11 protein-coding genes and 1 riboswitch are annotated in these 13,770 nt (G+C 66.2%); of the genes, 7 read left to right on the forward strand and 4 right to left on the reverse strand.

The genetic code is table 11. The features are described 5' to 3' along the window. The first annotated feature begins 187 nt into the window (after positions 1-187). A riboswitch (cobalamin riboswitch) is annotated at positions 188-318 on the forward strand. Positions 319-496: 178 nt separating this feature from the next. The 5 genes from C2847_RS04695 to C2847_RS04720 all read left to right on the forward strand — a co-directional run bounded on the left by C2847_RS04695 (position 497) and on the right by C2847_RS04720 (position 6,801). Continuing rightward, the gene (locus C2847_RS04695) at positions 497-877 is read left to right on the forward strand and encodes an acyl-CoA thioesterase (protein WP_105317311.1); all 381 of its coding nucleotides are present in this window, start codon (positions 497-499) and stop codon (positions 875-877) included. Beyond that, positions 874-3,051: a 5-methyltetrahydropteroyltriglutamate--homocysteine S-methyltransferase gene (locus tag C2847_RS04700; RefSeq protein ID WP_105317312.1), complete on the forward strand. Its 2,178-nt coding sequence runs from the start codon at positions 874-876 to the stop codon at positions 3,049-3,051. Before C2847_RS04695 ends, C2847_RS04700 begins: the two co-directional genes overlap by 4 nt. Continuing rightward, positions 3,035-4,006, forward strand: coding sequence for a ribonucleotide-diphosphate reductase subunit beta (locus C2847_RS04705; protein ID WP_105317313.1), 972 nt, complete (start codon positions 3,035-3,037; stop codon positions 4,004-4,006). Before C2847_RS04700 ends, C2847_RS04705 begins: the two co-directional genes overlap by 17 nt. Before the next feature lie 10 nt (positions 4,007-4,016). Then, positions 4,017-5,687 (forward strand): ribonucleoside-diphosphate reductase subunit alpha, encoded by a 1,671-nt coding sequence (locus tag C2847_RS04710; RefSeq protein WP_105317314.1) that lies wholly within the window; start codon positions 4,017-4,019, stop codon positions 5,685-5,687. Between the two features lie 463 nt (positions 5,688-6,150). Then, positions 6,151-6,801, forward strand: coding sequence for a hypothetical protein (locus C2847_RS04720; protein WP_105317315.1), 651 nt, complete (start codon positions 6,151-6,153; stop codon positions 6,799-6,801). Between the two features lie 16 nt (positions 6,802-6,817). On the opposite strand, the gene C2847_RS04725 is transcribed toward C2847_RS04720, so the two are convergent. The 3 genes from C2847_RS04725 to C2847_RS04735 are packed head-to-tail and all read right to left on the reverse strand — an operon-like array spanning position 6,818 to position 9,550. Further along, entirely contained in the window at positions 6,818-7,510 is a 693-nt protein-coding gene (locus tag C2847_RS04725; protein WP_105317316.1) for a CHAD domain-containing protein, read from the reverse strand. Continuing rightward, complete coding sequence (locus tag C2847_RS04730) at positions 7,507-8,004, reverse strand: SixA phosphatase family protein (RefSeq protein ID WP_105317317.1); 498 nt, start codon at positions 8,002-8,004, stop codon at positions 7,507-7,509. Before C2847_RS04730 ends, C2847_RS04725 begins: the two co-directional genes overlap by 4 nt. Before the next feature lie 7 nt (positions 8,005-8,011). Then, positions 8,012-9,550, reverse strand: coding sequence for a Ppx/GppA phosphatase family protein (locus tag C2847_RS04735; RefSeq protein ID WP_105317318.1), 1,539 nt, complete (start codon positions 9,548-9,550; stop codon positions 8,012-8,014). Position 9,551: 1 nt separating this feature from the next. Here C2847_RS04735 and C2847_RS04740 point away from each other — a divergent pair, with 1 nt between their 5' ends. Together C2847_RS04740 and C2847_RS04745 are read left to right on the forward strand one after the other, a co-directional pair. After that, positions 9,552-11,375, forward strand: a complete 1,824-nt coding sequence (locus tag C2847_RS04740; protein WP_105317319.1) for a polyphosphate kinase — start codon at positions 9,552-9,554, stop codon at positions 11,373-11,375. Positions 11,376-11,455: 80 nt separating this feature from the next. After that, entirely contained in the window at positions 11,456-12,814 is a 1,359-nt protein-coding gene (locus C2847_RS04745; protein ID WP_105317322.1) for an alpha/beta hydrolase, read from the forward strand. Here C2847_RS04745 and C2847_RS04750 read toward each other — a convergent pair. Continuing rightward, a partial coding sequence (locus C2847_RS04750) for a phytoene desaturase family protein (RefSeq protein WP_105317320.1) occupies positions 12,731-13,770 on the reverse strand: 1,040 nt, incomplete at its 5' end. The two genes, C2847_RS04745 and C2847_RS04750, sit on opposite strands and share 84 nt — an antisense overlap.

A 13,770-nucleotide genomic window follows, 5' to 3' on the forward strand; every position in this document is an offset into this window, starting at 1 on the left:
GTACCTTATGGGCACCCAAAAGCCCATGGGCAAGGGCCAAAGCCCCTTGCCTGGGGGGCAATCCCCGCGGGCTCTTGGGTTTTCCTACCCCTTTTGCCAACCCTCCCTAGGGAGCGGCGCCGTTGACCCAAGCCTCAATCTATGGTAGCTTACTCCCCAGGACGCCCAAGACTTAGGGTGTCCTGGCCGCGATGCCAGGCCGACAGGTCTGGACGCCCTTTGGCGGTGGGGGAAGTCCGGTGCAAGTCCGGCGCTGTCCCGCAACGGTAACCGGCCCCGTCCGGAAGCCCGAGTACCCGCTTCGCGGCCTTGCCCCGTAGCCCTCGAGGCAAGGGTGAAGGTGGTGATGCCTGTGGGACCCTAGACCCTTAACCCCCTCACAAACTGTGGCCCAGAGCCGTGGGGCCAAGCGGCTATCGGCGTAAGGCAACAGGGGTTTGCCCTTCCCTGACAAAAGGGGGTTTTCCCTTCGGGGGAAGGATGCGGGGAGTTTCGCATGAAGGAAACGCGCATGGTGCATATCGTTTTCCCTGGGGAAACCAACCATTACGGAACCCTTTTTGGCGGTACCGCCTTGGCCTGGATGGACCAAGCGGCCTTCGTGGCCGCCACCCGCCACGCCCGGCACAAGGTGGTCACCGTCCACTCGGATGCGGTGGACTTCAAGCGCCCGGTGCCCTTGGGCTCCATCGTGGAGCTCAAGGCCCAGGTGGTGGAGGTGGGCCGCACCTCCATGCGGGTGGAGGTGGAGATGTGGGTGGAGCCCATAGAAGCGGGTAAAGAAGCCTACCTGGCGGCCAGGGGGGGCTTCGTGCTGGTGGCGGTGGACGAAAGGGGGCGCCCCGTTCCCGTGCCCCCCTTGGGAGGGGAGGGATGATCCACACCCTGGGCTTTGGTCTACCCCGCCTGGGCCCTAACCTGGAGTACAAAAGGCTCTTGGAGGGTTTCTGGTCGGGGCTCCTCTCGCAAGAAAAGCTCCTAGCGGGCTTGCAGGAGCTGGAGGGCCTAAGGGCAACCGCCTATCGGGAGGCCGTGGACCTCCACCCCACAGGGGAGCTCAGCCTTTACGACCCCATGCTGGACCTGGCGGTGGCCTTGGGCCTCTACGCGGTGCCCGCGGGGGAACTCGAGGCCTACTACGCCCTGGCCCGGGGCAAGGGAGCCCTTCCCTTAAGGAAGTGGTTCGGCACCAACTATCACTACCTGGTACCCCGGCTGCCGGAAAAACCCCGCTACGAGCCCCAGCCCGGTTGGTTCCCCTACCCCGTGGGCCGGGATGCGGATTCTGGGGAAGGGCTTCCCACCCTCATCGGCCCCTACACCCTGGTGCGGCTGGCGCAAAACCCGCCCACCTCCCCCACAGAGCTCCAAGCCCACCTGGAGGCCCTGGGGGAGGCCTATGCCGAACTCCTGAAAGGGGCTTCGGGAAGACCGGTCCTCCTGCAGGAGCCCGCCTTGATCCTGGATGGGGCGCAGGAAGACCTGCCCCACCTCCTGAGGCCTTACCGCCTCTTGGGGGCCCAGTTTCCCTTGGTCCTCCTCACCTATTACCTACCCCTAAGGCCCCAGGTGGCCGAGGCCCTGGCCGGCCTGCCCCTGAGGGGACTGGGCCTGGTGTATGAGCCAGGAGCGCCTTGGCCAAAGGTGTCCTCGGGAACGGCCTTGGTCCTGGGGGTGATAGAAGGGCTTTCCGTGTGGCGGACGGACCTCTTGCGCCTCCGCAAAGACCTAGGCCCCCTGGTGGAGGCAGGGCGCGAGGTGTGGCTGGCCCCCAAGGCCCCCCTATACCACCTGCCCTGGAAGGTGGCGGAGCTCCTCCCGCCGGAACTTGCAGGCCGGCTAGCCTTTGCGGAAGAGCGCCTAAGGGAACTGGCCCTCCTCAAAGGCCTTCTCCGGGGGGAAGCCCCAGAAGAAGCCCAGGCCTGGTACACTCCTCCCCCCACCTGGGACCAGAGCCTCCCCCCTCCACCTCCTCCAAGGCCCCCCAGGGAGGTGCGGAGGCAGGCCCAAAAGGACCTAGGCCTCCCCCCTTTCCCCACCACCACCATCGGGAGCTTCCCCCAGACCAAGGAGCTCCGGAGCCTCAGGAAGCGGCTACGCTCCGGGGATTTGGACCAGGCCGCCTATAGGCAGGAAATCCAGGAGGCCATTCGGAAAAACATCCGTCTTCAGGAGGAGCTGGGCCTGGACGTGTTGGTCCACGGGGAGCCCGAGAGGAGCGACATGGTGGAGTTTTTCGCAGAAAGGTTGGAGAGATTTTACACCACCCAAAAGGGGTTTGTCCTCTCCTACGGGAGCCGGATCTGGCGCCCCCCCATCCTCTTTGCCCCACCCCGGCGCCGGGAGCCTTTGGTCCTATGGGAAACCCTCTACGCCCAAAGCCTCACCCACAAGCCGGTTAAAGCCATTCTCACGGGGCCCATCACCTTAGCAGCCTGGAGCTACCTACCCGAGAGGGTGAGCTTTAGGGAGGCCGTCTTGGCCCTGGCGGAGGCGCTGAGGGAAGAGGTAAGGGAGGTGGCCGCCCATGGCATCCGGGTGGTGCAGGTGGACGAGCCCGCCCTCCTGGAGAAACTCCCCCTGCGGGCCGAGGACCACCCCGGCTACCTGGCCTTGGTGGGGGAAGCCTTCTTGCGGGTGGTGGGCGATCTGGAGCCTGGAGTGCAGGTGCACCAGCACCTGTGCTATTCCGACTACGCCGCCTTAAGACCCTTTCTGGAGGCCATGGACCCGGATGTGGTGAGCCTTGAGGGAGCCAGACAGGATGGGCGCTTCCTCGAGGCCCTATCCGGCCTGCCCTTGGAGCTGGGCCCCGGGGCCTTCGACGTCCACTCCCCCTTGGAGGCTCCGGTGGAGGAGATGTTGGCTCGTCTCCAAACCTATCTTCGCCACCTGCCTGCGGAGAGGCTCTGGATCAACCCCGACTGCGGCCTCAAAACCCGTAAATCCGAGGAAGCGCTGGCCAATCTCCGCAACATGGTGCAAGCCGCCCAAAGGCTAAGGGAGCTTTGGAGCAGTTCACAAGGAGGGCCGCATGCTGACGGAACCTAGACCTCACTACCGCCCCTACGAGTACCCAAGCCTTCTCCGCTTCCGGGACGCCATCCGCCACAGCTACTGGCTCCACACGGAGTTCAGCTATACCGCGGATCTTCAGAACTACGCCCTGGCCTCCCCCGAGGAGCGTTCCCTGGTGGAGCGCTCTCTTCTCGCCATCGCCCAGGTGGAGCTTTCCGTGAAGCTCTTCTGGGCGCGGGTCTACGAGGTCTTCCCCAAGCCAGAGGTGGCGGAGGTGGGGATGACCTTCGCGGAAAGCGAGGTGCGCCACGCCAACGCCTACGCCCACCTCCTGGGGCTTTTGGGCCTCGAGGACCGCTTCGTCCAGGCGGTGGCCGAGGAAACCGCCCTTAGGGACCGGCACCGCCAGCTGGCCTCGACCCTGGAGGTGGCCCGCAAGGGGACCCTCAGGGACTACGCCTTGGCCCTCCTCCTCTTTTCCGCCTTCACGGAGCACGTCTCCTTGTTCTCCCAGTTCTACGTGCTCATGGCCTTGAACAAACGCCTGGGTTGGTTCAAGGGGATCTCCAACGCCATCGAGGCCACCAGCAAGGAGGAAAACCTCCACGGCCTCTTTGGGGTGGAGCTCCTCCGCCTCCTCAGGGAAGAAAGGCCCGACCTCTTCGGGCCCCCCTTTGCCGAGGAAGCCCAGGAAAGGGCCCAGGGCTTTTTCCAGGCGGAAGAGGCCCTTCTGGACTGGATCTTCGTCCAAGGGGACGTGGCCGCGGTGAAGAGGGAGGAGGTTTGGGAGTTCCTAAAGTGGCGGTACAATCAGGTCCTCTCCCTCCACGGCCTCCCCGCCTCCTTCCCCGTGCGGGAGGAGGCCCTGAAGGGCACGGAGTGGTTTGACCTGGAGCTATTCGCGGACAAAGAGGTGGACTTTTTCAACAAGCGGAGCGTGGCCTACGCCCGCCGGGTGCAGAGCTTTGATCCGGACGAGCTCTTTTAGGAGGCGCAACATGACCAAGACCAAGCGGGAATACCGGCCCTGGTACTGGGCCAACGAGTGGACCCGGCTCTACATGAGCCGGGGCTACCTCCTCCCTGGGGTAACGGTGGAGGAGAGGGTGAAGCAGATCGCCGACCACGCCGAGCGGCTCACGGGCATTGAGGGCTTCTCCCAGAAGTTCCAGGCTTACATGGCCAAGGGTTGGTACTCCTTGGCCACCCCCATCTGGGCCAACTACGGCCTCAGGCGGGGGCTTCCCATCTCCTGCTACGGCACCTACGTGGAGGACGACACCGCCTCCATCCTGAGGGCGGTGGCGGAGATCGGCATGATGAGCAAGCAGGGCGGGGGCACCTCCGTGTACCTGGGGGAGCTGAGGCCCCGGGGAGCCCCCATCCGGGACAACGGGGAGAGCAACGGCTCCTATGCCTTCGCCTCCCTCTTCGACCGAGTCATCGAGGTCTTCAACCAGGGCTCCACCCGCCGAGGCCAGTGCGCCGCCTACTTGCCTATGGAGCACCCGGATTTCCCCGAGTGGCTTAGGATCCAGCGGGAGAACTCCCCCGTTCAGTCTCTCTTCTGGGGCGTTTCGGTGGGGGACGCTTGGCTGGAGGCCATGGTCGCCGGGGACCGGGAAAAGCGAGAGCGTTGGGCACAGGTCCTCAAGAGCCGGGCAGAGGTGGGCATCCCCTACCTCTTCTTCCGGGACAACGCCAACCGCCAGGCCCCCGAGATCTTCAAAAAGCTCGGCAAGACCATCCACGCCAGCAACCTTTGCACCGAGATCATGCTCCCCTCGGACCCCGAGGAGAGCTTCGTCTGCTGCCTTTCCTCCCTGAACCTCCTCCACTTCGACGAGTGGAAGGACACGGATGCAGTGGAGACCCTAACCGTCTTTTTGGACTCGGTGCTGGACGACTTCCTCCTGAAGGCGGAGGGCATCCCCTACATGGATCGGGCGGTGCGCTTCACCCGGCGCTACCGGGCCATCGGCATCGGCGTCCTGGGCTGGCACAGCTACCTCCAGTCCAAGGGGATCCCCCTGGAGAGCCCGGAGGCCATCCACCTCAACAGCCTTATCTTCAAGACCATCCGGGAAAAGGCGGAGGAGGCCAGCCGCTGGCTCCGGGCGCGCCATCCCGAGGACGAGCTGGCCGAGGTCATGGAACGGCGGAACGCCACCTTGTTGGCCGTAGCCCCCACGAAGTCCAGTTCCTTCATCCTGGGGCAGGTTTCCCCTTCCATCGAGCCCTACACCAGCAACTACTACCTGAAGGACCTACAAAAGGCCAGGGTGCCCTTCAAGAACCCCTTCCTGGAGGAGCTCCTGAGGGAAAAGGGTAAGGATGAGGAAAAGGTTTGGCGAAGCATCTTGGAGCACAACGGCTCCGTGCAACACCTGGACTTCCTCACAGACGAAGAGAAGGACGTATTTAAGACCTTCGCCGAAGTGTCCCAGAAAACCCTGGTGAACCTTGCGGCGGGGAGGCAGAAGCACATCGATCAAGGCCAGTCCCTTAACCTGGTGATCCACCCCGAGGCCCCGCCCAAGGATGTGAACGAGCTCTACCTGCACGCCTGGCGGAGCGGCCTGAAGGCCCTTTACTACCAGTTCAGCACCAGCGCCGCTCAGGCCTACAGCCGGGACCTCCTCCTCTCCTGCCGGGCCTGCGAGAGCTAAGCCCCCTGACAGAAAGGCCATGGGCAAGGCGCCCCGGCCCTTGCCAGGGGAGAAGCTGGTCCTCGAGGCCATGCCACCTTCCGGACCGGATCCGCGTGGGGTGGCATGGCCTCCTGACCCTCCCCGACCCAAGGCGCCTAGGGGCAGCCTTCATTTCCCGAAGGGGTGGGCCTCGAGGTCCATCTGGACCCGTGGCTCAGGGCCTACCGGGCAGGCCTTTCCTTCCGTTACCTACGGGGGTGCGGGTGCACGGGGGAAACGGGAGCCATGGGGCCAGGCGGGAGGAGCGTTCCCTATTCCTGGAGCCCCTCCAGGCCAAGCGCGGCCTCGAGGCCATCCCCCTCAAAGATCACCTGCGGTTAGCTATGGAAAGTGTCCTGGTTTCTTGACAATCTGTATACCATACCCCTGTATACTATCCATGTCGCTGGGGACAAACGCCCCGGGACGAGGAGGGAAGAGGATGAAAAAACCTATTCTGACCGCATTGCTGATGAGCATGGCTGTAGGCGGGGCTGCCGAGGCCCAGGGGCTCACCCTAGGGGAGCACTACGCCCTCAGGTCCTACACCGGCAAGGCCTTCGGCCAGGTGATGGCGGGGCCTTTGGGCTTTAAAAGCGTCCACGTCCTCACCAACAACACCTCCATCTGCGCCGCGTTGGTGGGGGCCATTGGGGCGGGGTACCTGGACCTAGAAGGCAACCGCCGCCTCCAGGTGACCCCCTTCGCCAGCCCAGAGGAGGTAGGTCCCCTCTCCCCCAAGGAGGAAGCGGTGGCCCTCATCTTTGGCGGCCAGGCCACCCCGGAGGTGAACTACGCCCTCACCAAGAACAGCCTCAAGTCCCTGGCCCAGGGGAACTACGGCGGGGCCATCTTCTTCCACCTCCGGGTCTGGGCCCCGGGCTTCGTGGCAAGGGCGGCCCAGGAGGACCCCGAGGTTGCCCGCTACCTGGCGGCTAAGGAGAACCTCTATGCGGTAACCGCCGACCTCAACGCCAAGGTGGTGCGGCTCTGGCAGGTCTCGGTGAAGGAGGGCAAGCAGGCCACGGTGAAGGAGCTGGGAACCGTGGCCCTGAACCCCGTTTGGGAGGATCTCCTGCGGCGCTCCCTCTGAGGGCTCCGCAAGGGGGCTAGGCCAGGCCGAGACGCTCTAGCGCCTCGGCCATATTCTTTTCCCGCTCAACAAGCAGAGCCTCCTTGAGGGCTAGGACTTCCCGGTCTGCGCCCTGGGAGAGGAAAGCCTCCAAAAGGCCCAGGAGGACCTCCAGATCCTGCAGGTTTCCAAGGGCCTCCTGAAGGATCTTTTCTCGCCTGCTAGGGAGACCTAAGAACTCCTTGGCGTAGCGCACCCGCCGGAGGGCCCGGCGGTAGGCGTGGAGAGCTTCGGGCGAGGGATTGAGGGACAGGGCTTTCCAGCGGCGTTTTGCTTTGGCCTCGAGGCGCCCCAAGGCCCGAAGGGCTTGCCCCTCCTCCAAGGGCGGAAGGACCTCCAGGGCCCCGAGGAGGGCCGCCGTCCAGGGAGAGGCAAGGAGGGGAGAAAGAGCCTCCCGGGCCAGGTGGAGCTCTCCTTCCAGGAAGCGGCGGAAGCCCTGGGGAAGAGCCCAAGGACCCGCTAGGACCACCTCCAGGTCCCGCACCCGGCCCGCCCCCTGCACCAGGCGGCGGAGGTCGTCCCGCAAAACCCGCCAGCCCAGGAGGTCCAGGTAGACCCTAAGCCGCCTCCCCGCCACCCGCACCTGGTGGACCCCCTCGGGGTCCTTCCCGGAAAGGGCCACGGGTAGGTGCGCCCGCAGGTGCTCCACCCAGGCCCGGGCATCCCTCATATCCGGAAAACCTTGGGAGGGAAAAAGGCCCTCAGGACCATCCCCCCGGGACGGGGCTCCCCCTCCAGCCAGGCCACCCCGCCCTTCTTGAGGGGGAAGCGGTCCTCGAGGCTGCCCAGGGCAGACTGTCCCAGAAAGTCCCCAAGGAGTAGCCAAACGAGAAGCTCCGAGAGGTAAGGCTCATGCCCTACCACGGCCAACCGGCCCTCCTTGGGGAGCTCCGCCAGGAGGGCCTCGGAGGGAGGGGCTGCCAGATGGGAGCTTACCCAGCTCTCCCCTTCCAGAAGATCGGCCAGAATCTCCGCCGTCTCCAGGGCCCGTCGCTTGGGGCTGGTGACGATCAGATCCAGCTTAACCCCAAGCCCCCGAAGGCCCCGCACCACCTTGCGGAACCGCCGCACCCCCCGGGGAGCCAAGGGACGAAGGTGGTCCGCCTCCTCCCCCTCTCCCTCGGGAGGCAAGGCCAGGGCGTGCCGTACCAGGAGGAGCTCCATAGGGACATTATCTTCCCCACACCACCTCGAGGGGAAGCCCGAAGGCCTCCTGGAAAAGCCCCCCTTGCTTCTCCGCCTCCAGGCGTTCCACCCAGGGGTCCTCCCCCGCCTCCAGGGTCAGGCGCACCCTCTCCCCCAACTCCACCCCTACCCCCTTCACCCGACCCGAACGGGTGCGCTCCAGCATCTCCGCCAGGCGGAGGAGGCTCGCCAGGCGCAGCAGTCTCTTGCTGTCTCCCCGGGCCATGAGGCCCCGGTAACCTTCCAAGGAGGGTTTCCCCCGCCGGTGGTAGCGCACCAGGAGGGCCAAGAGGGCCTGCTCCCGGTGGGACATGCCCAAAAGGGGCTCGGAGAGGACCAGGTAAGCCCCGTGCTTGTGGTGCTCGTGGTAGCCCAGGTGCATACCGATGTCGTGAAGGTGGGCGGCCTCCAGGAGAAGGCGCTCCTCCTCCGGGCCGTAGCCGTGCAAGGGGGAAAGGCCACGGTACAGGGCCAAAGCCAAGGCCTTCACCCGGTCCCGGTGGTCCGCCCGAAAGGGGTAGCGGCGGAACAGGTTCTCCACGGCAAAGGCCCGGGGATCGGGGAGGAGGTGGGGTGGAGGCAAGAGGGACTGGAAGAGAACCCCTTCCCGGATCCCCATCCCGCTCAGCCAAAGGCCCGGGGCCCGGGTGTGGCGCAGGAGGGTGCGGAGGAACACCAAGGTGGCGGGAAGGGTCTTGGCCCGGTCCGGCTGGAGGCCGGGAAGTTCCGACCGGGCCTTCACGCTGAGGCTCAGCAGGTCCTGGTAAAGCTCCTCCACCCCCTCCCGGGGGAGGTAGTAGCCGTGCACGAAATCCAGGGGATAGCCCCGCCTTTTCTGGTGCAACCGGGCCACCGCCCGGACATTCCCCCCCAGGCCCACCAGGGGCAGACCGGGGGCCAGGGGCAGGGCCTTTAGGTGAGAGGCCACCGCCCGCTCCAGGGCCTTTACCTCCGCCTTGGCAGGGGGGTCGGAAACCAAGAAGGCCTCTGTGAGGCGCAACGCCCCCAAGGGAAGGGCCCTGCCCCAAAGGAAGCGGCGCGCCTGCATCCGGGAAACCTGGGCGCTACCCCCACCCTGGTCCACCACCAGCGCCTCCCCCTTAACCCCCAGGGGCAGGGCATTGGCCACCGCCACAACCCCCAGCTGGGCCTCCTCCTCCCCGGAGAGGAGCTTTGGGGAAAGCCCCAAGGCCAGGGCCTCCTCCAGAATCTCCCCGCCGTTTTCGCTATCCCGGATGGCGCTGGTGGCCAGAATGCGCACCTCGTCCGGGGTTACCGCCCTGAGAAAATCGGCAAAGGCCCTAAGGGCCTTCTTTCCCCGTTCCAAGGCCTGGGGGTGGATCCGTCCCCGGGCAAGCCCCTCCCCCAGGGCCACAGGCTCCCTTAACTCGTCCGCCAGGTGAAAGGAAAGGCCAGGCTCATATTCGTACACCACCAGGCGGAAGGTGCCCGAGCCCAGGTCCATGATGGCCAGGGAACGGGGCTTGACCACCTTCTGACCTTCTTCGGGCGTAATCTTTAACAAAATGCACCTCCTACCCGAGGCCAGCTGGCTACAGTTTAACCGCCGGGTCCTCCTGCAGACGGAGAGGCCCGATTTCCCCCTTCTGGAGAGGATGCGTTTTCTCGCCATCTGGAGCCGCAACCTGGATGAGTTCTTCGCCGCCCGCATCGCCAAGCCCTTTTGGGAAAAGCGGGGAAGCCAGGACCACCGGGCCTTGCTGGAGGAGGCCCACGCCCAGGCCAGGCTGGCCTACCAGCGCTATCAGGCTTTGCTAAGGGAGGCCCATCCCCGCCTCGAGGTCCTGGAGCCCCAGGATCTGGACGAAGAGGACTGGCTTTACTTCCGGGTCTACCTGGCGGAGGTGGTGGCCCCCAAGACCGATCTGATCCCTTGGGAGGCTGCCGCTGACGTTTCTCATGGGGCGCTCTACTTCGCCTCGGAAACCCACCTGGTGCGCCTACCCCAAGACCTCCCCCGCCTCCTCCCCGTACCTGGGCAGGAGGGCGCCTACGTGCGCCTGGGGGCTCTGATGCGGGCCAGGGCGGACCTCTTCCTGCCTGAGGAAGGACCCCTTTATGAGTTCCGGGTACTAAGGCTTCTGGAGAGCGAGCGGGCCCGGGCAGACTGGGACGAATTGGCCCAGTCCTTGGAAGCGCGACAGGAAGGAACGCCCACCCTCCTGGTGGTGGAGGAGGGTTTCCCCGAGGCCTGGCTAAAGGCCTTGCGGCAAACCCTGGACCTTCTTCCCCAAGAGGTTTTTGCCGTGCCGCCCCCCTTGAACCTGAGTTTGGTGGAGCGCCTGGTAGCGGAAGGGCCCAAGGAATGGCGCTTTCCCCCAAGGAAGCCCGAGCGCCCGCGCCGCTTCTTGAAGCGCCCCCTGGCCCATCTCCAGGATGGGGATCTTCTCCTCTACCACCCCTTCGCGGACTACGGGGCCGTGGAGCGCTTTGCAGAGGAGGCCCTGGCCCCGCAGGTGGCAGAGGTCTGGGCCACACTTTACCGCATCGGGGAGGAAAACCCCCTGGCAGAGGCCCTTCTGCAGGCCGCCAAGGCGGGGAAGCGGGTGCACGTGCTCTTGGAAGGGCGGGCTCGCTTTGACGAGCTCTTGAACCTCCACTGGTACCTGCGTTTCCTGCGGGCGGGAGTGGAGGTGCTGCCCCTACCCGAGCGCAAGGTGCACGCCAAGGCCCTCCTCCTCCTCACCCACGACGGCCGGGGCTACGCCCACCTGGGTACGGGCAACTACAACCCGCAAAACGGCCGCCTGTACACGGACTTCTCCCTCTTCACCGCCCGTCTTGAGGTGGTGAAGGAGGTGTGGGCCTTCTTCCAGGCCATGCGGGAGGAAAAGGTCCCCGAGCTTTCCCTCTTGCGCACGGGAGAGGCCATCCGCAGGCTTCTCCTGGAAGAGATCGCCCGGGAAAGCCACCCAAAGGGCCGCATTCTCCTCAAGCTCAACCATCTCACCGATCCGCAGGTCCTCGAGGGCCTGGCCCAGGCAGCGGAAGCCGGGGCCAGGGTGGACCTCCTGGTGCGGAGCACCCTTACCCGCCTGCACCCCGGGTTCCGTGCCAAGAGCTTGGTGGGACGCTTTCTGGAGCACGCTCGGGTGGCAGCCTTCGGCGCCGGGGGAAACCTCCGGGTTTACCTCACCAGCGCCGACGCCATGCCCAGAAACTTCCAAAACCGCTTTGAGCTCCTCTTCCCCGTCCTGGATAAGGAAGCCAGAAGGCAGGTTCTCAAGGTACTGAAGCGCCAAGTAAGGGACGACCGCAACAGTTTCCTCCTCACGCCGACGGGGGAGGTGCGCCGCTGGGGGGGCAAGTACGACGCCCAGCACCTCTGAGGCCTGCCTGGAAGGCTTGAATGGGACAACGTGTGGCCCCAAACCCTATGCGCCACGCCTTCCGAGTGCAGGATGCTTTCATGCGCGTCCCCGCTTTGGCCGTCAGCCTCGCCTTAGCCTTGGCTCAGGAGTACCGGGTCCTTCCCGGGGCGCCCACGGGCTGGCCCGAGCTGGATCACAGCTACCTTCTGGTCCACGAGACCCAGGCCCCCAGGGCCGTGCTCCTCCTGGTGCCAGGCCTCCTCGGGGGGAGCACCAACTTCGCCCTCATGGCGGAACACCTCAGGCGGGAGGCCCCCTGGCTGGAGGTCTGGGCCTGGGAGCGGCGGGCCAACGGCCTGGAGGATCGCGGGGGTTTCCTCACGCAAGATCCCATGGCCTACTACCAAAACCTTCCTGAGCCGGACCTTACCCCTCTTCGTTCTTGGGGCCTCGAGGTACACCTACAGGACCTGGACCTGGCAGTGGAGGCCGCCCGGCAAAGGGCCCCCGTGGTCCTGGCGGGCCACTCCCTGGGAGCGAGCCTTGCTACCCTCTACGCTTTCCGCCACGGGGAGAAGCTAAAGGGCCTCATCCTCTTGGACGGAGACCTCCCGCCGCAACCCCTTCCCCGGGAAGTCCTGGAGAGAGGGGGGTATGTTACCCCCTTGGGCCGCCTCCCCGGGCTGGAAGACCTCCTCCGAGGCCAGGCTGACCCCGTTTTCCGCCTGCCCTTTCTCACCCCCAAGGACCTGGCCATGGCGGAAGCCGAAGCCTTTCTAGCAGCCCGGCGCCCCCTGGAACCCGTGCCCTACGGCCCCTACCGGGCCACCCGGGAGGCCAGGGCCCTCCTGCGGGTGGATGACCACTATAGCCTCTTCCCCACCTTCAGCGTGAGCGCAGGCCGGGCTTGGGCCCGGGAGGGCCTGAGCCTCCTGGGCCTTCTTCAGGGGCGCTTCGTCTTCACCGTGCGGGGCCCTAGGGGCCGCGCGGTGGAGTGGCGGGACACTGGGGAGGCCACCGATCCCCGGGCCTTCCTCCGGGTTTTTGCCCGGCCCGAAACCGGCTTCTCCGAATGGTATTTCCCCTACCGCCTCCTCCTGGAGGTGGCGGGCTACCCCCACGTGGCCCCGGACTTGAAGCCAAGGACCCTCCCCTACCCTGTTCTGGCCTTGGGAGCGGGGCGGGGGCTCGTGACCCACTCGGAAGGCTTCCGCCTGGCAGAGACCTTCCCCAACACCCCCGCCCGGGCCCAGGTCCTCCCCGGCCTCACCCATCTGGACCTCCTCACGGAGCGGCACGGGTACACCGCCAAGGCCCTCCTAGGGTATGTGGAAGGCCTCCTGCCCCTCACCTCTCCGACCTTCCAGGGAAGGTCATCCCCGGCCGAGGGGCTCGGGCGCTCCCCCCTGGAAGGCCTCGAGGCCCAGGGCCTTGAGGAGAAGCCGCGCCGCCCGTAGGCCGGAAAGGGCGGCGGCAGGCACGCTCTGCCCCGGATAGACCCCCTCCCCCACCCGGAGGACGTTGGCCAAAAGGCGCACCCGGGGGAAGCGGAAGGGGTGGGTCTGGGGGTACCCCCCCACCCAAACCCGCCCCGCGAAGCGGCGGTAGGTGCGGGGGGTGGCGGCGAAGAGGAGCTCCGCCTCCCTAAGGCCCGGGAGGAGGGTCTCCCCTAGGGCCAGGGCCCTTTCCTGCCAGCGGACCTTGAGGGCCCGGTATGCCTCTAGGGAGAGCCCCTCCCAAAGGGCCAGGGGGGTGTGAAGGGAGAGGGAGAAGACCGTTTTCTCCCCTTCCGGGAAGAGGGAGAGGAAGGGGAAAGGGCGCTCCCGGGCGTTTTGCCGGTAGTAGGGGGGGTCTGGGCGGAAGGGGAGGACCCCAAAGAGGACGAACGCTCCCCAGCCGTCCTTAGGGATGCGCTCGGGAAGGCCGAGGAGGGGCTCGGGGGGCAGGTTGAGAAGGAAGAAATCCCCGAAGACCGCTTCTTTCTCTCCCCGTCGCCTGCCCCCATAGGCCACCTCCACCCCGTAGGCCCGCCCCTCCCTCAGGAGGAGCCGGGTGACCCGGGCCCGGTAGCGCACGTCCAACCCCTTCGCCAGGACCTGGGCCACCGCCCCTACCCCGCCCGGCACCCGGACGGGGCCCAGGTGGGGCAGGTCCAGGGCCAAGGCGGCGTAGAGGGCGTAGGGGTCCTCCGTCTGGGCGGCGATGAGGAGCTGGGCCTGGAGGAAGAGGCGGAAATCGGGGTCTTGCGGGGCCAGGCGGGAGACCCGGCGGAAGAGGTCGGGGAGAAGGGGCAAAAGCTCGGGGAAAAGGGAAAGGAAGGCTCCTACCTCCTCCCGCTCAGGAGGCCAGGGGAGCCGGGGAGCCAGGGCCATAAGCCTCTCGGCCCGCTCCCCCTGCCAGCGCCAGAAGGGGA

Origin of the sequence: Thermus tenuipuniceus, from assembly GCF_002964845.1 — a bacterium.
Lineage (GTDB): Bacteria > Deinococcota > Deinococci > Deinococcales > Thermaceae > Thermus > Thermus tenuipuniceus.